Source organism: Janthinobacterium sp. Ant5-2-1 (assembly GCF_001445815.1).
GTDB classification, from domain to species: domain Bacteria; phylum Pseudomonadota; class Gammaproteobacteria; order Burkholderiales; family Burkholderiaceae_D; genus Janthinobacterium; species Janthinobacterium lividum_E.
Window position 1 is genome coordinate 20,320 of sequence record NZ_LNCE01000126.1, and the last position, 20,238, is coordinate 40,557.

Genomic DNA, 20,238 nt, shown 5'->3' on the forward strand with positions numbered 1-20,238 from the left:
ACACCGCAGCGCCCCCGATACCTTCCCTTGACCTGGCCCAAGCGTGGGGTTGCCATGCTTGAGGCGAAGGTCGCGCTGTGCCTGCGCCTGGCCCAGGATGCCCGTGAACAGGCGGGGCCGCAGCAGGCCGCCACCTTGGCGCGGCTGGAGGAAGAGCTGGAGCGCCTGCGCGGCGCCAGCCGGCCCGTGGTGCGCGTGGCGCCCCCTGACGCCTTGCTGGAAATCGATCCCGACGGTTTTTTGATCGGCTGGAACCATGGCGCCGAACAGATGTTCGGCTATTCCGAAATCGAGGCGCTGGGCCAGCACATCCTGTTTTTGTATCCGGAAGACGACGCGGAAGCGAGCGTTCTGGAGCTGCATTTCATGCAGGGCGACGTGGCCACCGATGTGCGCCGGCGCAAGAAGTCGGGCATGGTGACGTGGCTGCGCATGCACCGCCACGTGATCCACGACCAGGCGGGCAAGGCGTGCGGCATGGCCGTGCGCCTGTCGGCCATGAGCGAGCCGCTGTCCGACGTGGACAAGGTGCGGTTGCACGCGCGCATCATCGAAGACAGCGAGCAGGCCGTGCTGATCACGGATGCGGAAGAGCGCATCGTCTCCATCAACAGTTCCTTTAGCCGCATCACCGGCTACTCGCCGGCCGAAGCCATCGGCCGCACGCCGGACTTGCTGCGCTCGGGCGTGCACGACCCCGATTTCCGCGCCAAGGTGCGCGCCGCCATGCGCGGACACGGCTCCTGGCGCGGCGAAATCATCGGCAAGCGCAAGAATGGCGAACTGTTTCCGCAAGACGTCACCATCAGCGTCGTGCGCGACGAATTTGGCGAAATCAGCCACGTGTTTTCCCTGTTTTCCGATATCTCGGTGCACAAGGATGCGGAAGCGCGCATGCAGCGCATGGCCAACTACGACAGCCTGACGGGCTTGCCCAACCGCTGCCTGCTCAATCAATTGGTCGACCAGGGCCTGGCCGAAGCGAAACGGCAGGGGACGCATGGCGCACTGATGGTCATCGACATCAGTCGCATCGGTTCCATCAGCGACACCTTGGGCCATGAAGTGGGCGACCAGCTGGTGATCGCCATCGGCCAGCTGTTCCGTGGCGCCCTGCGCGACGCGGACATCCTGGCGCGCGTCGACAACAGCAAATTCGTCGTGGCCCTGCTGCATATCGAAAAGCGCGAACACGCGGCGAATGTGGCGCAAAAACTGCTCAACCTGTTGGAGGCGCCGATCAATATCGATGCGCACGCGCTGCACGTGGGCGCCAGCATCGGCATCACCGTGTATCCGGAAGACGGCCTGGAAGCGCCGGCCCTGTTCCGCTTTGCCGACGTGGCCGTGTCCAAGGCGGTGCAGACGATCGAATCGACCTTCCTGTTTTACCGCGAAGACATGAACCGCAGGGCCAAGGAACATTTGCGCCTGGAAAGCGAAATGCGTCTGGCGCTGGGCGACAAGGAACTGGAATTGCATTACCAGCCGAAAGTGAGCCTGGCCAGCGGGCGCATCGTGGGCGCGGAAGCCTTGCTGCGCTGGAAGCATCCGATGCGCGGCATGGTCTCGCCCGGCGTCTTCATCCCCGTCGCCGAGGAAACCAGCTTGATTCTGGAACTGGGCACCTGGGTGCTGGACGAGGCCTGCCGCCAGATCCGCAACTGGGAAGACCGGGGCCTGCACATGCCGGCCATCGCCGTCAACCTGTCGGCGCGCCAGTTCGATGAGCAGTTGCCTGCGCGCATAGCGGCCGTGCTCGAGCGCTACGGCGTGCGGCCCGACCAGATCATGCTGGAAATCACGGAAAGCCTGCTGATGCGCGGCGCCGACAAGGTCATCGACATCATGAACCAGCTGGTGGCCATGGGCCTGGCGCTGGCGCTGGACGACTTCGGCACCGGCTATTCCAGCCTCGCCTACCTGAAGAAATTCCCCATCAGTACCTTGAAGATCGACCGCTCGTTTGTCATCGGCTTGCCGTTCGAGGAAAACGATTGCGCCATCGCCCGCGCCATCGTCACCATGGCGCAGCAGCTGCGCCAGGAAATCGTCGCCGAAGGGGTGGAAACGGCCGAGCAGATGCGCTTCCTGCGCGAACTCGGCTGCGACCAGCTGCAAGGCTATCTGTTCAGCCCGGCCGTGCCGGCGGCGGAATTCGAGCTGATGCTCGATGAAGGCCGGCAGTTGCGCCTGGAAGAGGCAGTCTGAAGCCGTAGCGATCAGACGCGCAGCAAGCCACGGAAACCCCGGCTCGCATAATACGAGTCGGCGCCATTGTGATAGACGAAAACCTGCTCATAGCGGCGGTCGCAAAACAGGGCGCCGCCCAGCGCACGGATGCTGTCCGGCGTCGCGATCCAGCTCGAGGTCTTGCGGTCGAACGGTTCCAGTTCCTGCAACTGGCGGTACTGCGTTTCCGTCAGCAATGCGACGCCCATCGTTTGCGCCATGGCCAAGGCGCTGCCGGCCGGCTTGTTGGCCTTGCGCGCGGCCAGGGCATCAGCATCGAAACACAGGCTGCGCCGGCCGAGCGGGCTTTCTGCCGAGCAATCGCAAAACGTGACGGCGCCCGTGTCGCCGGCGTACCCGATGACATCTGGCTCGCCGCCCGTGTCTTCCATTTGCTGCAATATCGCCAGGCTGGCGGGAGCGGCATCCAGCCGCGCCAGCACCTTGTCCCACGTCCATCGCGGATGGCGGTGCATGTGCTGGCTGAAGCGGGTTTGCAAGGTGTGGATCAAGTCATCATGCATGGCGCGGCTCCGTGGAGTTTCAACGAGACAGCCGATTATAAGACGCGATGCGTGCTCACCCCAGCTTGACGTTTTCCAGCAGGTAATCGAGCATCACGCGTACCCTGGCCGGCACTTGCAGGCCAGGTCCCACGAAGACGGCGTGCACGAGTTCCCTGTCGCCGGGATTGTAATCCTGCAGCACGGGGACCAAATCGCCCCGCTCGATATCGCGCAGCACGTGCTGACGGGAAAAGCGTCCCAGTCCCATGCCTGCCAGCACCAGCTGGCGCATGCTTTCGCCATCGCTGACGCAGGTATTGCCCTGCGGCGCCACCTGCAACGTTCCGCCCGCGCCATCGAGGAAAGGCCAGGTTTCGTTCTGGCAGCGGAAATTGAAGGCCAGCAGATTATGTGAGGACAATTCCTGCGGCGTGCGGGGCAAGCCGTGCCGCGCCGCGTAGGCGGGCGACGCCACGACGACCATCGCGTCTTCGCCCAATTTGCGCGCCACCAGGTTCGATTCCTTCAGCTTGCCCGTGCGGATGGCGATGTCGGTGCGGTCTTCCAGCAAGTCGACGATGGCGTCGCTGACGACGACGTCGAGCACGATGTCGGGATAGCGCTGCGCGAACTCGGGCAGGATGGGCAGCAGATGGCGCACGCCGAACGGCACGAAGCAGTTGATGCGCAAGCGCCCGCGCGGCGCCGCACCCTGCGCCGCTTCGCGCTCGGCGCCATCGATATCGTCGAGGATGCGCTTGCACTGCACGAAGAAGGCGTCGCCCTCCGGCGTCGTGTGCAACTGGCGCGTGCTGCGCTGGAGCAAACGTGCGCCGAGCCGCGCTTCCAGGCGGTTGACGAGCTTGCTGACGGCCGACGGCGTCAAGGCCAGGCGGCGCGCGGCGGCGGAAAAGGCGCCCGTTTCCACCACGGCCACAAACACGGCCATCTCGAACGCGCGGTTGATGTCTTGCCTGGCCATTATTGAATCCATTTCACAGGTGTTTCCATTATTAGAGTCTATATCAAAAGCATTTGTATCGATACACTGGCCAGCTTGAACTCAGCCGGAGAATGCCATGATCACCGCAAGCCCTGTTTCCCCTCAATCCAGCAAGATGCCGCCCGGCGTGCTGGCGTTGGCCGTCGGCGCCTTTGCCATCGGCGTGACCGAATTCATCGTCGTCGGCATCCTGCCCACGATTGCCAAGGATTTGCACATTTCCATTGAATCGGCCGGCTCGCTGGTCAGCCTGTATGCGCTGGCGCTGGCCATCGGCACGCCGCTGCTGGTGCTGCTGATGTCGCGCCTGCCGCGCAAGGCGGCCCTGCTGGGGCTGATGAGCGTGTTCCTGGCCGGCAACCTGCTGGCCGCCTTTTCTCACACGTTTGAGTTGTTGCTGCTGGGACGGGTCATCACGGCCGTGGCGCACGGCACCTTCTTTGCCATCGGCGCCACCGTGGCGGCCAGCCTGGTGGACAAGGCGCAGGCGGGCAGGGCGATTTCCGTCATGTTTGCGGGCTTGACCCTGGCCATGGTGATCGGCGTGCCGTTCGGCAGCTTCCTTGGCAATTTGATGGGCTGGCGCTTGCCCTTTTTTGCCGTCGTCGTGCTGGCTGCGCTGGGCCTGGCCGCGATGGCGCGCTGGCTGCCGGCCGGTTTAGCGCAAGGCAAGGGCGGCAAGGCCATGACGCAGCTGGCGGCCCTGGGCAGCGGACCCATTATCACCATGATGGCCGTGACGACGTTCGGCTTTGGCAGCAGCTTTGCCGCGTTCACGTTCATTACGCCCATCCTGACGGACGTGACGGGTTTTTCCGCCACCATGGCCAGTGCCTTGCTGATCGTGTTCGGCGTCGCCACCTTTGCCGGCAACCTGGCGGGCGGCTACCTGACCAGCCACCTGGGCTGGCAAAAGGCCTTGCGTGTGATGCTGCTGTTGCTGGCTGTCACGCAAGCGGGCGTGGCGCTCAGCATCGCTTCGCCATGGATGATGACGGTGATGCTGTTCATCTGGGGCGTATTCGCCTTCGGCCTGTCGCCCGCCCTGCAGGCAGGCATGCTGGCCACGGCCGAGCGCTACACGCCGCAAGCCGTCGATTTCGCTTCGGGCCTGAACATTTCCGCGTTTAACCTGGGCATTTCCTTCGGTTCCATGCTCGGTGCGCTGATGGTCTCGCGCCACATGATGGCCTTGTCGCCATGGGCCGGCGTGGCGGGGGCATTGCTCGCCTTGCTGCCGCTGGCCTGGCTGGCGCGCAAGAGCGTGGCGAAATCAGGCGCGGTAGCGCAGCGCCTCCACGAAGGCTGAAAACGCGGGCGTGGCCTGGCGTCGGTTCGGATAGTACAGGTGGTAGCCCTGGAAGGTGGGACACCAGTCGGCGAGGATTTCGACCAGGCGGCCATCGGCCAGATAGGGCGCCAGCAGCGGCTCGGGCACATAGGCCAGGCCGATGCCGTCGAGCGCCGCATTGAGCACGTGCATGATGCTGTTGAACACCAGCTGGCCCTCGGCCTTGACGGCAAAAGCATGGCCATCCTTTTCGAATTCCCAGGCGTAGATGGCGCCAGCGGGCCGGTGGCGGATATTCACGCAAGCATATTCGGTCAGCGCATGCGGCGTGGCGGGCGCCCCGTGGCGCGCGAAATACGCGGGCGAGCCCACCACGGCCAGGCGCCAGTCGGGACCGATGCGCACGGCGATCATGTCCTTGCTGATCGCTTCGCCCAGGCGGATGCCCGCGTCGAAACGCTGCTCGACGACGTTCGTGAAACCGTAGTCGACCACCAGTTCCAGGCTGATGTCGGGATAGTCGCGCAGGAAGCCGGCCAGCATGGGGCGCAGCAGCAGTTCGATATGGTCGTCCGTGCAGGTGACGCGGATGGTGCCCCTGGGCTTGTCGCGCAGCGCGCCCAGCGCCTCGACCTCGGCGGCGATCTGCTCGAACAGGGGCGCGATGGCCAGCATGAGCTTTTCGCCCGCGTCGGTGGGCGCCACGTTACGCGTGGTGCGCGCCAGCAGGCGCACGCCCAGCCGTTCTTCCAGGGTGCGGATGGTATGGCTGAGCGCGGACGCGGTGATGCCCAGCCTGGCGGCCGCCCTGGTAAAGCTGCGTTCCCGCGCCACGGCGAGGAAGGCTTGCAGATCGTTGACTTTGTTTTGGCTCATTACTGAATTTTTTTCATAACTACATCAAGATTGTACCCGCTAATCAAAAGAGCTTGTCTGCGTCAAGATGGTGCCCTGACTTTGAATGGAGCATCAATATGACGCTAGAAACAGGCATGCCGATGCAGGTGCAGGTGCAGGTGCGGCAGGCTGGCGAACAGCCCGCGTTCTGGGGCGGCATCTTTGCCATGACCCTGTGCGTGTTCACCCTGATCGCTTCCGAATTCATGCCCGTCAGCCTGCTCACGCCCATGGCGGCGGACTTGCGCGTCAGCGAAGGCCTGGCCGGCTATGGCATCGCCATCTCGGGCGCCTTTGCCGTGCTGGCCAGCCTGTCCATCGCTACCCTGGCGGCATCGATGAACCGCAAGACCTTGCTGCTGCTGTTGACGGGCCTGATGTGCGTGTCCGCGCTGGTGGTGGGGCTGGCCACCAGCTACGCGATGTATATGGCGGGACGCGCGCTGATCGGCGTCGTGGTAGGGGGATTCTGGTCGATGTCGGTCGCCGTGGCGATGCGCCTCGTACCCAGCCACAGCGTGCCCAGGGCGCTGGCCATCTTCAACGGCGGCAACGCGCTGGCGACCGTGGTGGCCGCGCCGCTGGGCAGCTATCTGGGCGCCAGCATCGGCTGGCGCGGCGCCTTCCTGTGCCTGGCGCCCGTCGCGCTGCTGGCGCTGGCCTGGCAGTGGCGCAGCCTGCCATCGATGCCGGCGGCGCCGCGGTCGGCCCGCTTCGGCCAGCTCCTGCGCCTGCTCGAACGCCGCCAGGTAGCGCTGGGCATGTTGGCCGTCGGCGCGTTTTTCATGGGGCAGTTCGTGCTGTTTACCTATGTGCGGCCGTTCCTGGAAAACGTCACGCACGTCGGCGTGTCCACCTTGTCGATGTTGTTGCTGACGATCGGCGTGGCCGGCTTCATCGGCACGGCGCTGATCGGCGTAGTGCTGCAGCGTGGCCTGTACCGCACGCTGGTCGCCATTCCCTTGCTGATGGCCGTCATCGCGCTGGCCCTGCTGGCGTTCGGTGACGAACTGGCGTCCGTCTTCGTGCTGCTGGGCTTGTGGGGATTGCTGGCGACGGCCGCGCCCACGGGCTGGTGGTCGTGGCTGGCGCAGGCCTTGCCTGATGATGCCGAAGCCGGCGGCGGCCTGATGGTGGCCGTCGTCCAGCTGTGCATAGGCTTTGGTTCCACCGTGGGCGGCATCCTGCTCGATGGCCACGGCTTTCGCGCCACCTTCACGGCCAGCGCCGCGCTGCTCGTGCTGGCCGCGCTGCTGGCCTGGCGCACGGCCAGGCTGCAGGGGGCATCGTCATGATCTATCTTCGCTTCACGACTTATATTCGGGCCTGAGCACCGGCGCAGCGCGTCTCTGGCGCTGCGCCATGTACGAACTGCCCATCGACGCGGCCATGATCATGGCAATCGCCAGCCATTGCCCGGCGCCCAGGCGCTCGTCGAGCAGGATGTACGCGAGCATGGCGGCCACGGCCGGTTCCATGCTGCTCATGATGCCGAACGCTTGCGGCGTCAGCCGTTTCAGGGCCACCATTTCCAGCGAAATCGGGATGGCGCTGGAAATGAGGGCCACGCCCAGGCCCACGCCCAGCACGACGGGCGAGAGCAGGGCGGCGCCGCTGTGCAGCACGCCGACGGGCACGACCACCAGCGCGGCCATGGCCAGGCCCAGCGATACGGAGTGTCCCGCATGCAGATGGCTGGCGCGCTTGCCGAAGACGATGTACGAAGCCCAGCAGACGGCGGCGCCCAGGGCGAACAGCACGCCCGTGGGATCGAGCTTGCTGACGTCGTGGCCGAGCGGCAGCAGCAGCGCCAGCCCCGCCACGGCCAGGGCCACCCAGACGAAGTCGAGCGGGCGGCGCGAAGCCAGCAGGGCCACGGCCAGCGGGCCGGAAAACTCGATCGCCACGGCGATGCCGAACGGTATGGTGCGCAAGGCCATGTAGAAGCACAGGTTGGTCAAGCCCAGCGCCCCACCGTACAGGGCCACGGTGCGCAGGTCGGCGCGGCTCAGCTGCCAGCGCCAGGGGCGCCAGAACAGCAACAGTAGCAAGGCGGAAAAGCCCACGCGCACGGCCGTCGTGCCCTGTGCGCCCACGAGCGGAAACAGGCTGTGCTTGGCCCATGAGGTGCCCAGTCCCAGGCAGGTGACGGAGCCGAGGATGGCCAGCAAGGGAATCAACGAGGAATAGCGGCGTAATGGCATGGAGATAAAAGGCTTGATATCGGAATAGCGAAAGTTTATTGTGTCTGCTCCGAGTTTTGCACTGCATTTTGACCTTCATGACGCAACTTTCGCTCACGCCTTCCCTCGCCCTCGATACTTTCGACCTGGCCATCCTCGACATCCTGCAGCGCGATAACACCACCTCGCAGCGCGAAATCGCCCAGGCCGTGCACTTGTCTGCACCGGCCGTGCAGCGGCGCATCCGCCGCCTGCGCGAGAGCGGCGTGATCCGTCATGAAGTGGCCGTGCTCGACGCGAGCCGCGTGGGCCGACCCCTGATCCTGACGGTGGAAGTGCATCTGCACGACGAACACCCGCAGCGCACGGCCGGCATGCGCGCGCGCATCATGGCCGAGCCTGCCATCCAGCAGTGCTACGGAATTACTGGCGAGGCCGATTACCTGCTGATCATTACCGCCAGCAGCATGGCAGAATACGAGGCGCTGACGGAGCGCCTGTTCGGCGGCGACGACAATATCCGCCGCTACCGCACGTCGGTGGCATTGACTTGCCTGAAGATGGGCTTGCACGTGCCGCTGGGGCAGGCGGAAGATTTTACCCTGGCATAAGCGGGACAGGGGCGAATGTAGGAGCATGAAGATTGGAAGAACAAGGAAAGTCGCATCTGGCCGATCCCGGCCTGCTTGCCGCCTGGCTGGCGGCGCGTTCCATTGCGCGCGGCCTGGCGCTGCCCGTGCCCGATCATGGCGGGTGGCGCGTCGATACGGACTTGCCGGGCGAAATCCGGCGTCACGTTTTTGCGGGACCTGTTCCAGGCATCAGCGCGCTGGCAGCTTCGATCCACGGTCCGCATATCTTCATCAAGATGTGTGGCGACGGGGAGCAATTACTGGGACTGTTGCCGCCGCAGTGGCAACTTTGTCCCGGCGGTTTTTTCATGACCCATGAAGGCAGTCTGCAGGCGCCGGACCTGCCTGCCGGCTACCGCCTGGACGTGGCAACATCACAGGAAATCACGACGGCGCATATTCTGGCCGAAGATGGGGGCACTGCCGCCAGCGGCCATGCCGTGGAATATGCCGGTGTCTTTGTCTTTGACCGCATCGTCACCGAGGCCGGCCACCGGCGCCGGGGTCTGGGGCGAGCGCTGATGGCCGCGCTGGCGGCCAGGCAACGATCGGCCAGCGCGCGCCGGGTGCTGGTGGCAACGGACGATGGGGCGAAATTGTATGCGAGCCTGGGCTGGCATATCGCATCCCCCTATTCGACGGCAACGATCGTTCAGGCTGGCATACCGTGCTCCCTATCGGGCAGCTAGGGCTGCGCATCGCGTTCGCGGCAGCTCAATGACGCGTAATGGCCCTTGGGCAGCCGGGCCTTGATGGCAACCTCGCTCAGGGCATGTTGCACATCGACGGGGTCGGTCAGGGTGCAGCGCTGGGCGCTGGCGAACGCTTGCAGCTTCTGCGTGCTGCCGCTTACCTTCACCGTCACGCCGGCGCCGGGGCTGACGCAGCAGCCTATGTATTGCGTGATGTATTCCTCTTCGATGAGCACCAGTTCATGCCCCATGAAGCTGGCCGGCTTCTTCAGCAGGTAGTAATCGGTGTAGTCGAAGCGCTGGTCGGGGCGTTTGCCGATATAGCCTTCGCGTACGTAAGCCTGGATCGCCTTGCCGGAAGTGCCGGCTCGTTCCGTCGTGCCTTTTTTCAGGTACAGCGCGTGGATCAGGTCGCTTTCAAGTCCGGGATCGGCAGCGGCGCTGGCACAGCAGGTCGCGAGCAGAAGAGCGCCCAGCAGGCGGCGGGTGCGGCATTCAGGCATGGGGTGGATTGCTTGCATATATTTGACGCGAATTTGACGAGAAGGGGAGGTGGGGCGCAGTGTAGCCCACGCTGGCTTGTGTGCGTGGCACAATGCGTGATCCGCACGCCACGTGCCACTGACCCCAGGACTTTCATGACCCGCGCCATCCTTGACCAAGCCCAGATTCATCCCGCCGCCCGCCCCCTGATCGGCAGCAAGCACAAGGACATCGTGCGCGAGGTGCAGGCGGCCATCGCCGCGCACCAGGTAGTCGTCGTCGGCATGGCGCTCAATCCGTTTCCGCGCAAGGCGCGCAAGATACTCGATGTGCTGGGCACGCCTTACCAGTACCTGCAATACGGCAGCTATTTGAGCCAGTGGCACCGCCGCAATGCGCTGAAAATGTGGACGGGCTGGCCGACGTTTCCCATGGTCTTTGTCAACGGCGTGCTCATCGGCGGCGCCAGCGAGCTGCACAAGCTCGTGGAAAATGGCGAGTTCAGCGCCATGCTGGCAAAGAAGGTGCGCGAGTTTTAAGCGTGGCAGGGCAGGCAGCTAGCGTGCCTTGATCTGGCCAAAACTGATGAGGGCGCCGATGCCGAGTGCGATACCGGCCAGTAGCAGCGCGACATGCATGCCGGCCAGCAGGTGTGTCGCGCCGCCAGCGACCAGTGAGCCGAATACTCCGACGCCGATCACCCCGCCCGTCTGGCGCGCGGCGTTCAGCGCGCCAGAGGCGATCCCCGTGCGTTGCTTGTCGGCAGTGGCGAGTACGGCCGTCGTCATGGCGGGAACCGTCAGCGCGACACCGACCCCGGCCGCCAGCAGCGGGCCGACGATGACGCCATACGGCGTGGACGCGCCAATGCCGGCCAGCGCCAGATAGCCGCAGGCGGCCAGCGCTTGCCCCATCACCATGGGCAGCCGGGGGCCGTAGCGCGCCGTCAGCCGGCCAGACAGCAGATTGGCAAGCGTGACCAGCGCCGTCATCGGCAGGAAAGCCAGCCCAGTCATCAATGGCGTATACCCCTTGGTCGTCTGGAAAAACAGGCTGAGCACGAACATCAGGCCGTAGTAGGCGAAGTTGGTGAGCAGTCCGACGGCACAGGAAGCGCTCATCACTGGCGAGCGGAACAAGGCAAGCGGCAGCATCGGGTCGGCGCCCCGCGCTTCGACCAGGATGAACAGGCCCCCCGCCACGACGAAGCAGGCAAAACCGGACAGCACCAGCGGGTGCGTCCAGCCCAGTGCGCCGCTTTCGATAAAACCGAGAGTGAGTCCGCCCAGCGCGAGAATCGCCAGCACTTGTCCGCCCAGGTCCAGGCCCCGTCCGGATGACTTTGAGCCCGATGGCGCGTAGGCCAGGGTCAGGCAGATGCCCACGAGCCCCAGTGGCAGGTTGAGCAGGAAAATGCTGGGCCAGTCGAAACGGTCGACCATGATGCCGCCCACCACGGGCCCGGCCGCCAGCGCAAGTCCGCCCACGCCCGCCCAGATGCTCACGGCGCGCGCACGCGCGGCCGCTTCCGGGAAGCTGGCGCTCAGCAAGGCCAGCGAGGCCGGCACGCACAGCGCCGCCCCCACGCCCTGGGCGACACGGCCGGCAATCAGGGCGCCGATGGTGTGTGCCATGCCGCAGGCCAGCGATGCCACGGTAAACAGGGCAAAGCCCATGACGAAGATGCGTCTGGCGCCGTAACGGTCGCCGATGGCGCCGGCCGTCAGCAGCAGGCTGGCAAAGACCAGGGTGTAGGCGTTGATGATCCATTGCAATCCGGTCACGTCGGTGCCCAGCGATGCCTGGATGCGTTCCAGCGCCACGTTGACGACCGTAACGTCGAGGATGACGAGCACGAAGCCCAGGCTGGTGGCGAACAGGGTCAGGCGTGGCGATACGGCGTGCCGCAGTGTCAGGGTAGGCATGAGAAGGAAGTCCCGAAGAGGGTGTTCTGGTTGAAAGGAGTCGTCGCGAAAAACGCCGACTGGTTCCGCTCTCATTGTATTGCCTTGAAAAATTAGATAAACTGGTTTTTTATTGTTTGACTACCTAGAAAATATTGGTAATGGATATCTTCAAGGCGATGACCATCTTCATCCGTGTCGTCGATACGGGCAGCTTGACAGCTGCGGCGGCGCAATGCGACCTGTCGCCCACGATGGTGGGCAATCATTTGCAGGCGCTGGAGGAGCATCTGGGCACGCGCCTCATCAACCGCACCACGCGGCGCCAGCACCTGACGGAATTCGGCAAGGCGTATTACGAACGCTGCATGGAGATCCTCGGCCTCGTCGGCGATGCCGAGGCGCTGGCGCTGGAAACGCAAAGCAGCCCCAAGGGGCGGCTGCGCGTGACCGCCTCCGCGACATTCGGCACGGAACGGCTGATCCCCGCGCTTGCCGACTATACGGCGCGCTATCCCAAGGTGGATATCGACGTGGTCATTACCGACACCGTGGTGGACCTAGCCGAGGATGGCTTCGAGGCGGCTATCCGCCTTGGCAACCTTGGCGACCAGCACGGGGCCGACCTGGTGGCCCGCCCGCTGGCGCCGTATCAATTGATGCTGTGCGCCGCACCGGCGTATCTGGCGCAGCACGGTGAGCTGCGGCGGCCCGAGGATCTGGCGCAGCACAATTGCCTGGCCTATGCCTATTCCTCGCGCTCCGAGTGGCGTTCGGCACAGCCATCCTGGCGCATGACGGGGCCGGAGGGCGACATCAGCGTGCCGATTGCCGGGAGGATGCGGGTCGACAGCGCGCAAGGCTTGCGGCGGGCGGCGCTGGCCGGCATGGGGATCGTCATGTTGCCCGAGATTATGCTGTCACAGGATATCGCCGATGGCCATCTGGTACGCTTGCTGCACGGCTACACGCCGCCCAGCCGGCCCTTGCATCTCATCTATCTGCGCGACCGGCGCATGTCGTCCAAGCTGCGCAGCTTCGTCGATTTCGTGGTGGAGCGTTTTAGCGCGGCCTTATGAACGCGGCCCGTTTTGATGCGTGCGCAGCGGGTCGAGCAAGCTGCGCAGATCGTTGTGGTCGAGCTCGTACATCAGCGCGATTAAACTGCCCAGTTCGCCCGAGGGAAAGCCTTCGCGCGCGAACCAGCCGAGGTAGTGGCCCGGCAAGTCGGCCAGCAAGCGTCCCTGATATTTCCCGTATGGCATTTCGCGCGTGAGCAGCAGCGCCAGTTTTTCTGAATTCATGGTGGTGACCTCGTGTTGATGCTGCCAGTGTAGCAGAGCATCGAATTGTTGAGCTGTGCGCAAGTATCTTCTGCCTGATGAAGTATTTTTCGGAATAAAGAAAACCCCGATACTGCATGCCAACATCATTGATCGGAGTTTGCCATGCCCATTGCCTTGCTCGCGCTGACCCTCAGCGCATTTGCCATCGGAACCACCGAGTTTGTCATCGTCGGGCTGTTGCCCACCATCGCCGCCGACCTGGGCGTGAACCTGCCGTCGGCCGGCCTGCTGGTCAGCCTGTATGCGCTGGGTGTCGCCGTCGGCGCACCCGTGCTGACGGCCCTGACGGGCAAGATCCCCCGCAAGACCCTGCTGCTGTCGCTGATGGTCTTGTTCACCCTGGGTAACTTGCTGGCGTGGAAGTCGCCGGGCTATGAAACCCTCGTCGTCGCCCGCATCCTGACGGGGCTGGCGCATGGCGTGTTCTTCTCGATCGGCTCGACCATCGCCACGTCATTGGTGCCAAAAGACAAGGCGGCCAGCGCCATTGCCATCATGTTTACGGGTTTGACCGTGGCCCTGGTGACGGGCGTGCCGCTGGGCACCTTCATCGGCCAGCATTTCGGCTGGCGCGAAACCTTCCTTGCCGTCTCGGCGCTGGGCTTGGTGGCGTTCATCGGCAGCCTGCTGTACGTGCCATCGACCATCGCCCACAGCAAACCGGCGTCCCTGCTGCAGCAAGTGCAGGTACTGGCCCAGCCGCGCCTGTTGCTCGTGTATGCGATGACGGCCGTCGGCTACGGCGGCTCCTTCATCGCTTTTACCTATCTGGCGCCGATTTTGCAGCAAGTGTCGGGCTTCAGCGCCGGCGCCGTGGGCGTGGTGATGCTCGTGTATGGCGTATCCGTGGCGTTCGGCAATATCTGGGGCGGCAAGCTGGCCGACAAGAAGGGCCCCGTCAGCGCCTTGAAACTGATCTTCCTGCTGCTGGCCTTTGTTTTGCTGCTGTTGACCTTCACGGCGCCGTATCCCGTGCTCGTCGTCATCACCGTGCTGCTGTGGGGCGCCGTGGCCTTCGGTAACGTGGCCGGTTTGCAAGTGTATGTGGTGCAGCAGGCGGAGCACTTCACGCCCCGCGCCGTCGACGTGGCGTCGGGCCTGAACATCGCCGCTTTTAATCTGGGCATTGCTGGCGGCGCCTGGGGCGGCGGCCTGATCGTGGAACACCTGGGTCTCGTGCACACGGGCTGGATCGGTGCGCTGGTCGTGCTCGGTGCCTTCGGCTTGACAGCGTTGAGCGGCCGGATGGACCGTTTGAGTCCCATACCTGTGCGTGCCGGCGGTGAAAAGTCGATCCATGCGGTGGGGCACTAAGCTGGCTTGATCTGCAAGCAAGTTTCTGGCACGGGCGAGAGTAGGGTTTACAATGTGCTTACCTTTTTCTCGCCCATACTCCCCATGTCCGATACAGCAACGTCACCGCTGCGCCTGCGCGCCGCCATCAATCCGAAGCCGCTGGGCGTCGCCCTGTTGCTCATCGTGCTCGGCGCGTGGTATTTGGCGCAAACCGTTGGCGCCACGCTGTCCGCGCTGTACGTGGTGGGCGCCTTGCTCGGCATCACCCTGTATCACGCGGCCTTCGGTTTTACGTCCGCCTGGCGCGTCTTCATTGCCGATGGCCGCGGCGACGGCTTGCGCGCGCAAATGCTGATGCTGGCCGTCGGCGTGGCGCTGTTCTTCCCCGCGCTGTCGGCCGGCACCCTGTTTGGCACGCCTGTGGCGGGCCTCGTGTCTCCCGCTGGCACCTCGGTCATCTTTGGCGCCTTCATCTTCGGCATCGGCATGCAGCTGGGCGGCGGTTGCGCGTCCGGCACCCTGTACACGGTGGGCGGGGGCAGCACGCGCATGCTCATCACCCTGGCCGCTTTTATTATCGGCTCGGTGATCGGCACGGCGCACATGCCGTTCTGGACGGCGCTGCCGCAACTCCAGCCCATTTCCCTCGTGACGACCCTGGGCCTGGTGCCCGCGCTGGCGCTGAACTGGATCGTCTTCGCGCTGATCGCCGGCATCACGGTCTTCGTTGAAAAGCGCCGCCATGGCAAGCTTGTCGCCACGTCATTGCGCCCGGCACAGGCCTCGCCCTGGCTGCACGGCCCGTGGCCGCTGGTGGCGGGCGCCGTCGCCCTCGTCGTGCTGAACTTCGCCACCCTGGCGCTGTCGGGTCGTCCGTGGGGCGTGACGTCCGCGTTTGCCTTGTGGGGCGCGAAAGCGGCGTCCGTGGTCGGCATCGACACGGCCAGCTGGGCCTACTGGTCCACCAAGGCCAATGCGGCCGCGCTGGCCGCGCCGCTGACGCAAGACAAGACGTCCGTGATGGACATCGGCATCGTGCTCGGAGCCATGCTGGCGGCGGCGCTGGCCGGCCGCTATGCGCCCGTGTGGCGCATCCCGCGCCGTTCGGTGATCGCCGCCATCGTCGGCGGCTTGCTGCTCGGCTACGGCGCGCGCCTGGCCTACGGCTGCAATATCGGCGCGTACTTCAGCGGCATCATCTCGGGCAGCCTGCACGGCTGGCTGTGGCTGGTCTGCGCTTTTTTGGGCAACGTCATCGGCACGCGCTTGCGTCCGTGGTTCGGCCTGGAAGTGGAGAAAGTCAAACCGACTGGCTGCTGATGCCGGCGTAAGCAGGGGCTTTGCTGTATATTTCTGCCCCTGTTCACCTTGCCGCCAGCGTATCGCCCATGTCCCCCCTCATCCTGTTTACCGTCGTCCTCGCGTATTTCCTGATTCTGCTGGGGGTGGCATGGCGCACCTCGCGCCACGCCACCAACGACAGTTTTTTCATTGGCAACAAGGACAGCAACTGGATGCTGGTGGCCTTCGGCATGGTGGGCACGACGCTCACGGGCGTGACCTTCATCAGCGTGCCCGGCGCCGTGGGGAGCAACGGTTTCGGCTACATCCAGCTGATGATCGGCTATGTGCTCGGCTACCTGGCCATCACCTTCATCTTGCTGCCGCTGTACTACCGGCTGCAGCTGACCTCCATTTACCGCTACCTGGAATTGCGCCTGGGACGGCGCTCCTACCAGAGCGGGGCGGCGTTTTTCATCGTGTCGCGGCTGCTGGGCGCCACGGCGCGGCTGTATTTGGTGGTCAATATCCTGCAAGCCACGATTCTCGACAGCCTGGGCGTGCCGTTCTGGCTGACGGCCTGCGCCGTGCTGCTGCTGATCCTGCTCTACACGTATGAGGGCGGCGTGAAAACCATCGTCTGGACCGATACCCTGCAAACGGCATGCATGCTGGCCGGTCTCGTCATCTGCAGCGTGTTTTTATTGCGCGCAATGGACCTGTCCCTCGTCGACAGCCTCGAACGCATGCGCGCGCAAGGCCTCACGCGCATTTTTAATGTCGACCCGGACAGCCCCGCCTATGTCTGGAAGCACATCGTGGCCGGCATGTTCATCACGATCGCCATGACGGGCATGGACCAGGAAATGATGCAAAAGAATATCTCCGTGCGGACCTTGCGCGACTCGCAAAAGAACATGCTCAGCCTGACCGTCGTGCTGACGGGCGTGCTGCTGCTGTTCCTGTTCCTCGGTGGCTTGCTGCACCTGTATGCGCCGCTGGCCGGCGTGACGGCCACGGGCGACAAACTGTTTCCCGCCGTCGTGCTCGGACATTTCCCGGCCGTGGTGCAGCTGATCTTCTTCATTGCGCTCATTTCCGCCCTGTTTCCCAGCGTGGATGGAGCGCTGACGGCGCTCACGTCCACCTTCTGCATCGATATCCTCGGCCTGCAGCGCAGGACGGACCTGAGCCCGGCCGCGCAGATGCGCTGGCGCCGCCGCGTGCACCTGGGGTTTGCCGCGCTGTTCCTGGTCCTGATCATGGCCTTCAAGTGGCTGGACGACCCCAGCATGATAGGCGTGATCCTGAAGCTGGCCAGTTATACCTATGGTCCGCTGCTGGGCCTGTTCGCCTTCGGCTTGCTGAGCCGGCGCGGCGTGCGCGACCGCTGGGTGCCGCTGGTGGCCGTGGCGGGGCCGCTGCTGTGCGCGCTGATCGAGCAGGAGCAGGCGCTGCTGTTCGCACATTACCGCATCGGGCTGGAATTGCTGATCCTGAACGGCGCCTTGGTGCTGGCCGGCCTGTTCCTCATTTCGACGCCGGCAGGGCAGGTCATCAAAGGCGCGACACACTTGTCAAAATAAGACGATTCAGCCCGTTTTCAGTTATATTGATTTCCTTTAGGTACACAACCTCACGGAGCATCAATGTCACTCAACCCCTTCCCGCCGCTGCGCCGCGGTTTTGGCGCATTCTGGCGCGCGCTGGACGCCACCCGCCGCGCGGTCATCAACCTGATTTTCCTGCTGATCGTCATCGCCATCCTGATCGCCATCTTCGGCGGCGGCGCCAAGCCCCTGGCGGAAAAGACCACCCTGGTGCTGGACTTGCAAGGCCCGCTGGTCGAGGAAACCCCGGGCGGTGTGCGCGAAGCCGTGCTGGCCAATGTCAGCGGCGAAGTCAAGAAAAGCGTGCAGCTGCGCGACGTGCTGGCGGTGCTCGACACGGCGTCCAAGGACAAGGACATCGGCTCCATGGTGATCCTGCTCGACGAATTGCAGGGCGGCGGCCTCGCTTCGCTGCGCGAAGTGGCGGCCGGCGTGGAACGCTTCCGCGCCACGGGCAAGAAAGTGACGGCCTGGGGTTCGAGCTACAACCAGCGCCAGTACCTGGTGGCGGCCAAGGCCGACGAGGTATTCCTGCACCCGATGGGCGGCGTCATGCTGGAAGGCTTTGGCCGCTACCGCAATTACTACCGCGACGCGCTCGACAAGGTGGGCGTGACGGTGAACCTGCTGAAAGTGGGCACGTATAAAAGCGCGGCCGAGCCTTTCATCGCCAACGGCCCGTCCGAAGCGGCGGCCGAAGCGGACCGCTACCTGAACAATGGCCTGTGGACCACCTACACGACGGACGTGGAAAAATCGCGCAAGCTGCCGGCCGGCGCCATCATGCAATCGATCGATGCGCTGCCCGCCCTGATGACGGCGGCCGGCGGCGACTTGGGCAAGCTGTCGCTGGACGCCAAATTGGTAGACGGCCTGAAAACGCGCGATGAACTGCGCCAGTTCATGATGGCGCGCGGCGCGAAAAACACGGAAGGCACGAATTTCCGCCAGGTGAACTACACCGATTACCTGGCGCGCCTGCGCCCCGTGCACGTCGGCGACGCCGTCGGCGTGATCATCGCCTCCGGTGAAATCGGCGACGGCATCGCGCCACCGGGCGCCATCGGCGGCTTGTCCACCTCGCGACTGATCCGCCAGGCACGCGAAGACAAATCGATCAAGGCCGTCGTGCTGCGCGTCGATTCGCCGGGCGGCAGCGCCTTCGGCTCGGAACTGATACGCCGCGAACTGGAACTGACGCGCGCCGCCGGCAAGCCCGTGGTCGTCTCGATGGGCAATGTGGCCGCTTCGGGCGGCTACTGGATCAGCACCTCGTCCGATGAAGTGATCGCCGACGCGGCCACCATCACCGGTTCCATCGGCGTGTTCGCGATTCTGCCGACGGCCGACAAGGTGGTGGAAAAGCTGGGCATCCACACGGCGGGCTCGCCGACCACCTGGCTGGCCGACGCGGGCAACCCATTGCGTCCGCTCGACCCCCGCTTCGCCGAAGTGATCCAGGGTTCGATCAACCACGTGTATGGCGACTTCCTGAGCCTGGCCGCCAAGGCGCGCAAGACGACGCCGGAAAAGATCAATGAAGTGGCGCAGGGCCGCGTCTGGACGGGCTTGCAGGCAAAAGAGCGCAACCTGGTCGATCGCATCGGCAGCTATGGTGATGCGCTGGCCTCGGCCGCCAAGCGCGCCAAGCTGGGCACCGACTACCGCGTCACCTACCTGGAACAGGAAACGTCGAATGTGGACCGTCTGCTCGGCATGTTCGGCTCCAAGGCCATGGCTTCGCTGGGCCTGGGCGAGCACGTGAAGCTGGGCCTGGCCACGACTGGCTTGCCGGCCGACGCGGCGCTGGGCATGGCGCAGGACCTCTCCTGGCTGTCCGGCATCACGCGCGAACATAAACCGTTCATGGCCCTCACACACTGCCTGTGCGAAGTGCCGTTAGGCGGCAAGTAATCGCAGTAGTGATATGACTCTCAAGCCGGCTTCGCCCGGCTTGTTTTCCTTGAGGAGCCCAATATGCCAAGCGATATGAATGCAGACACCGACAACACAATCACCATCCGCCCATGCGCCAAGGGCGACGAACACGCGCTGGCGCTGGTGGGGCAGGCGACTTTTCTTGAAGCGTTCGCCGGCATCCTCGATGGCGCCGACGTCATCGCCCATTGCCAGCGCCAGCACGACGCGCAGCTGTACCGCGACTGGCTGGCGCTGCCGGCCATGCGGCTGTGGCTGGCCGAAGCCACGCCTGGCGGCGCGCCCGTCGGCTACCTGGTGCTCAGCCCCGCCGGCTTGCCGGTGGCGGACCCGCGCCCGAATGACCTGGAAATCAAGCGCATCTACCTGCTGCACCGCTTCCAGGGCCAGCGCGTGGGCCAGCGCTTGATGCAGGCGGCCCTGGAGCAGGCGCGCGCCAGCGGGGCAGGGCGCGTGCTGCTGGGCGTATATGCGGAAAACCACGATGCGCTGGCGTTTTACACGCGCTGCGGCTTTGCGCAGCTGGGCCGGCGCACTTTCCGCGTGGGCCGCACCGACTACCAGGACGTCATCCTCGGCATGACCCTGTAGTAACGGCCGGCCTGGCCCCAGGTCAAGCTGGCTGGCGGGAGATTTGTAGCGAGTTTGTATCTGCATGCGAGTCGCCCGCGCCACCTGCTCGCGGTGGCGCGACGCCCCGCAAGCCTGATTTTTCCACCATTCCCCCGCAGTGGCGGCCTGCCTGCCGGTCCGCCTGATCCTCCCATGCCTGCCTGGCTGTGTGGAATTGTTTCAAGCAGAAATGAAACAGTTACATGACTATGCTAGAGTCGTTTCACGCTAGGGAGCGATGTTTTTTCAGCTGACTTTCAGCTCTTGACTCCCCCGGCTTTGTACCGAAACAACCCCGAAAAACGGTCGTCCGGCCTGAGTGTGTTCCACCT

At 64.5% G+C, this 20,238-nt stretch carries 19 protein-coding genes; 12 read left to right on the top strand and 7 right to left on the bottom strand.

The window, feature by feature from the left end:
- The first annotated feature begins 54 nt into the window (after positions 1–54).
- Positions 55–2,211: a putative bifunctional diguanylate cyclase/phosphodiesterase gene (locus tag ASN89_RS25620; protein WP_058051219.1), complete on the top strand. Its 2,157-nt coding sequence runs from the start codon at positions 55–57 to the stop codon at positions 2,209–2,211.
- Between the two features lie 11 nt (positions 2,212–2,222).
- Here ASN89_RS25620 and ASN89_RS25625 read toward each other — a convergent pair whose 3' ends face one another.
- Together ASN89_RS25625 and ASN89_RS25630 are read right to left on the bottom strand one after the other, a co-directional pair.
- The gene (locus ASN89_RS25625; protein ID WP_058051220.1) at positions 2,223–2,756 is read right to left on the bottom strand and encodes a DUF4256 domain-containing protein; all 534 of its coding nucleotides are present in this window, start codon (positions 2,754–2,756) and stop codon (positions 2,223–2,225) included.
- A 55-nt stretch (positions 2,757–2,811) separates the two neighbouring features.
- Positions 2,812–3,720 (bottom strand): LysR family transcriptional regulator, encoded by a 909-nt coding sequence (locus ASN89_RS25630; protein ID WP_058051221.1) that lies wholly within the window; start codon positions 3,718–3,720, stop codon positions 2,812–2,814.
- Positions 3,721–3,817: 97 nt separating this feature from the next.
- On the opposite strand from ASN89_RS25630, the gene ASN89_RS25635 reads away from it, so the two are divergent.
- Complete coding sequence (locus ASN89_RS25635; RefSeq protein ID WP_058051222.1) at positions 3,818–5,050, top strand: MFS transporter; 1,233 nt, start codon at positions 3,818–3,820, stop codon at positions 5,048–5,050.
- On the opposite strand, the gene ASN89_RS25640 is transcribed toward ASN89_RS25635, so the two are convergent.
- Positions 5,015–5,908: a LysR family transcriptional regulator gene (locus ASN89_RS25640; protein ID WP_058051223.1), complete on the bottom strand. Its 894-nt coding sequence runs from the start codon at positions 5,906–5,908 to the stop codon at positions 5,015–5,017. The genes ASN89_RS25635 and ASN89_RS25640 overlap by 36 nt on opposite strands.
- Before the next feature lie 188 nt (positions 5,909–6,096).
- Here ASN89_RS25640 and ASN89_RS25645 point away from each other — a divergent pair, with 188 nt between their 5' ends.
- The gene (locus ASN89_RS25645) at positions 6,097–7,224 is read left to right on the top strand and encodes an MFS transporter (RefSeq protein WP_058051321.1); all 1,128 of its coding nucleotides are present in this window, start codon (positions 6,097–6,099) and stop codon (positions 7,222–7,224) included.
- Positions 7,225–7,236: 12 nt separating this feature from the next.
- Here the strand turns inward: ASN89_RS25645 and ASN89_RS25650 are convergent, their stop codons facing one another.
- Entirely contained in the window at positions 7,237–8,133 is an 897-nt protein-coding gene (locus tag ASN89_RS25650) for an EamA family transporter (RefSeq protein ID WP_046683885.1), read from the bottom strand.
- A 77-nt stretch (positions 8,134–8,210) separates the two neighbouring features.
- Here ASN89_RS25650 and ASN89_RS25655 point away from each other — a divergent pair, with 77 nt between their 5' ends.
- Together ASN89_RS25655 and ASN89_RS25660 are read left to right on the top strand one after the other, a co-directional pair.
- Positions 8,211–8,723 (top strand): Lrp/AsnC family transcriptional regulator, encoded by a 513-nt coding sequence (locus ASN89_RS25655; protein WP_058051322.1) that lies wholly within the window; start codon positions 8,211–8,213, stop codon positions 8,721–8,723.
- Positions 8,724–8,755: 32 nt separating this feature from the next.
- Positions 8,756–9,433, top strand: a complete 678-nt coding sequence (locus ASN89_RS25660) for a GNAT family N-acetyltransferase (RefSeq protein ID WP_058051224.1) — start codon at positions 8,756–8,758, stop codon at positions 9,431–9,433.
- On the opposite strand, the gene ASN89_RS25665 is transcribed toward ASN89_RS25660, so the two are convergent.
- Positions 9,430–9,939 carry a hypothetical protein gene (locus ASN89_RS25665; RefSeq protein WP_058051225.1) on the bottom strand — a complete coding sequence of 170 codons (510 nt, stop codon included), beginning with the start codon at positions 9,937–9,939 and terminating at the stop codon, positions 9,430–9,432. The genes ASN89_RS25660 and ASN89_RS25665 overlap by 4 nt on opposite strands.
- A 135-nt stretch (positions 9,940–10,074) precedes the next feature.
- Here ASN89_RS25665 and ASN89_RS25670 point away from each other — a divergent pair, with 135 nt between their 5' ends.
- On the top strand, positions 10,075–10,458 hold the full coding sequence (locus ASN89_RS25670) for a glutaredoxin domain-containing protein (protein WP_046683886.1): 384 nt from the start codon (positions 10,075–10,077) through the stop codon (positions 10,456–10,458).
- Between the two features lie 18 nt (positions 10,459–10,476).
- On the opposite strand, the gene ASN89_RS25675 is transcribed toward ASN89_RS25670, so the two are convergent.
- Positions 10,477–11,844 carry an MFS transporter gene (locus ASN89_RS25675; protein ID WP_058051226.1) on the bottom strand — a complete coding sequence of 456 codons (1,368 nt, stop codon included), beginning with the start codon at positions 11,842–11,844 and terminating at the stop codon, positions 10,477–10,479.
- Between the two features lie 140 nt (positions 11,845–11,984).
- On the opposite strand from ASN89_RS25675, the gene ASN89_RS25680 reads away from it, so the two are divergent.
- Positions 11,985–12,902, top strand: a complete 918-nt coding sequence (locus ASN89_RS25680; RefSeq protein WP_058051227.1) for a LysR family transcriptional regulator — start codon at positions 11,985–11,987, stop codon at positions 12,900–12,902.
- On the opposite strand, the gene ASN89_RS25685 is transcribed toward ASN89_RS25680, so the two are convergent.
- A complete protein-coding gene (locus ASN89_RS25685; RefSeq protein WP_046683889.1) occupies positions 12,897–13,127 on the bottom strand; it encodes a DUF3820 family protein in 231 nt (76 codons plus the stop codon). The genes ASN89_RS25680 and ASN89_RS25685 overlap by 6 nt on opposite strands.
- Before the next feature lie 144 nt (positions 13,128–13,271).
- On the opposite strand from ASN89_RS25685, the gene ASN89_RS25690 reads away from it, so the two are divergent.
- The 5 genes from ASN89_RS25690 to ASN89_RS25710 all read left to right on the top strand — a co-directional run bounded on the left by ASN89_RS25690 (position 13,272) and on the right by ASN89_RS25710 (position 19,885).
- The gene (locus ASN89_RS25690) at positions 13,272–14,483 is read left to right on the top strand and encodes an MFS transporter (protein WP_058051228.1); all 1,212 of its coding nucleotides are present in this window, start codon (positions 13,272–13,274) and stop codon (positions 14,481–14,483) included.
- Between the two features lie 84 nt (positions 14,484–14,567).
- Positions 14,568–15,785 carry a YeeE/YedE family protein gene (locus tag ASN89_RS25695; protein WP_058051229.1) on the top strand — a complete coding sequence of 406 codons (1,218 nt, stop codon included), beginning with the start codon at positions 14,568–14,570 and terminating at the stop codon, positions 15,783–15,785.
- Between the two features lie 68 nt (positions 15,786–15,853).
- Positions 15,854–17,332 (top strand): sodium:solute symporter, encoded by a 1,479-nt coding sequence (locus tag ASN89_RS25700; protein WP_058051230.1) that lies wholly within the window; start codon positions 15,854–15,856, stop codon positions 17,330–17,332.
- A gap of 63 nt (positions 17,333–17,395) precedes the next feature.
- Positions 17,396–19,270 carry a signal peptide peptidase SppA gene (sppA, locus tag ASN89_RS25705; protein WP_058051231.1) on the top strand — a complete coding sequence of 625 codons (1,875 nt, stop codon included), beginning with the start codon at positions 17,396–17,398 and terminating at the stop codon, positions 19,268–19,270.
- Between the two features lie 63 nt (positions 19,271–19,333).
- Positions 19,334–19,885: a GNAT family N-acetyltransferase gene (locus ASN89_RS25710; RefSeq protein WP_235502081.1), complete on the top strand. Its 552-nt coding sequence runs from the start codon at positions 19,334–19,336 to the stop codon at positions 19,883–19,885.
- The last annotated feature ends 353 nt before the right edge of the window (positions 19,886–20,238 follow it).

What these genes read in the sequence shown, in the direction of transcription:
- sppA (WP_058051231.1), top strand. Translation starts at nt 17,396, where the DNA reads ATGTCACTCAACCCCTTCCCGCCGCTGCGCCGCGGTTTTGGCGCATTC.
- ASN89_RS25690 (WP_058051228.1), top strand. Translation starts at nt 13,272, where the DNA reads ATGCCCATTGCCTTGCTCGCGCTGACCCTCAGCGCATTTGCCATCGGA.
- ASN89_RS25650 (WP_046683885.1), bottom strand. Translation starts at nt 8,133, where the DNA reads ATGCCATTACGCCGCTATTCCTCGTTGATTCCCTTGCTGGCCATCCTC.
- ASN89_RS25640 (WP_058051223.1), bottom strand. Translation starts at nt 5,908, where the DNA reads ATGAGCCAAAACAAAGTCAACGATCTGCAAGCCTTCCTCGCCGTGGCG.
- ASN89_RS25675 (WP_058051226.1), bottom strand. Translation starts at nt 11,844, where the DNA reads ATGCCTACCCTGACACTGCGGCACGCCGTATCGCCACGCCTGACCCTG.
- ASN89_RS25645 (WP_058051321.1), top strand. Translation starts at nt 6,097, where the DNA reads ATGACCCTGTGCGTGTTCACCCTGATCGCTTCCGAATTCATGCCCGTC.
- ASN89_RS25620 (WP_058051219.1), top strand. Translation starts at nt 55, where the DNA reads ATGCTTGAGGCGAAGGTCGCGCTGTGCCTGCGCCTGGCCCAGGATGCC.
- ASN89_RS25695 (WP_058051229.1), top strand. Translation starts at nt 14,568, where the DNA reads ATGTCCGATACAGCAACGTCACCGCTGCGCCTGCGCGCCGCCATCAAT.
- ASN89_RS25625 (WP_058051220.1), bottom strand. Translation starts at nt 2,756, where the DNA reads ATGCATGATGACTTGATCCACACCTTGCAAACCCGCTTCAGCCAGCAC.
- ASN89_RS25700 (WP_058051230.1), top strand. Translation starts at nt 15,854, where the DNA reads ATGTCCCCCCTCATCCTGTTTACCGTCGTCCTCGCGTATTTCCTGATT.
- ASN89_RS25710 (WP_235502081.1), top strand. Translation starts at nt 19,334, where the DNA reads ATGCCAAGCGATATGAATGCAGACACCGACAACACAATCACCATCCGC.
- ASN89_RS25685 (WP_046683889.1), bottom strand. Translation starts at nt 13,127, where the DNA reads ATGAATTCAGAAAAACTGGCGCTGCTGCTCACGCGCGAAATGCCATAC.
- ASN89_RS25635 (WP_058051222.1), top strand. Translation starts at nt 3,818, where the DNA reads ATGATCACCGCAAGCCCTGTTTCCCCTCAATCCAGCAAGATGCCGCCC.
- ASN89_RS25670 (WP_046683886.1), top strand. Translation starts at nt 10,075, where the DNA reads ATGACCCGCGCCATCCTTGACCAAGCCCAGATTCATCCCGCCGCCCGC.
- ASN89_RS25630 (WP_058051221.1), bottom strand. Translation starts at nt 3,720, where the DNA reads ATGGCCAGGCAAGACATCAACCGCGCGTTCGAGATGGCCGTGTTTGTG.
- ASN89_RS25655 (WP_058051322.1), top strand. Translation starts at nt 8,211, where the DNA reads ATGACGCAACTTTCGCTCACGCCTTCCCTCGCCCTCGATACTTTCGAC.
- ASN89_RS25665 (WP_058051225.1), bottom strand. Translation starts at nt 9,939, where the DNA reads ATGCCTGAATGCCGCACCCGCCGCCTGCTGGGCGCTCTTCTGCTCGCG.
- ASN89_RS25680 (WP_058051227.1), top strand. Translation starts at nt 11,985, where the DNA reads ATGGATATCTTCAAGGCGATGACCATCTTCATCCGTGTCGTCGATACG.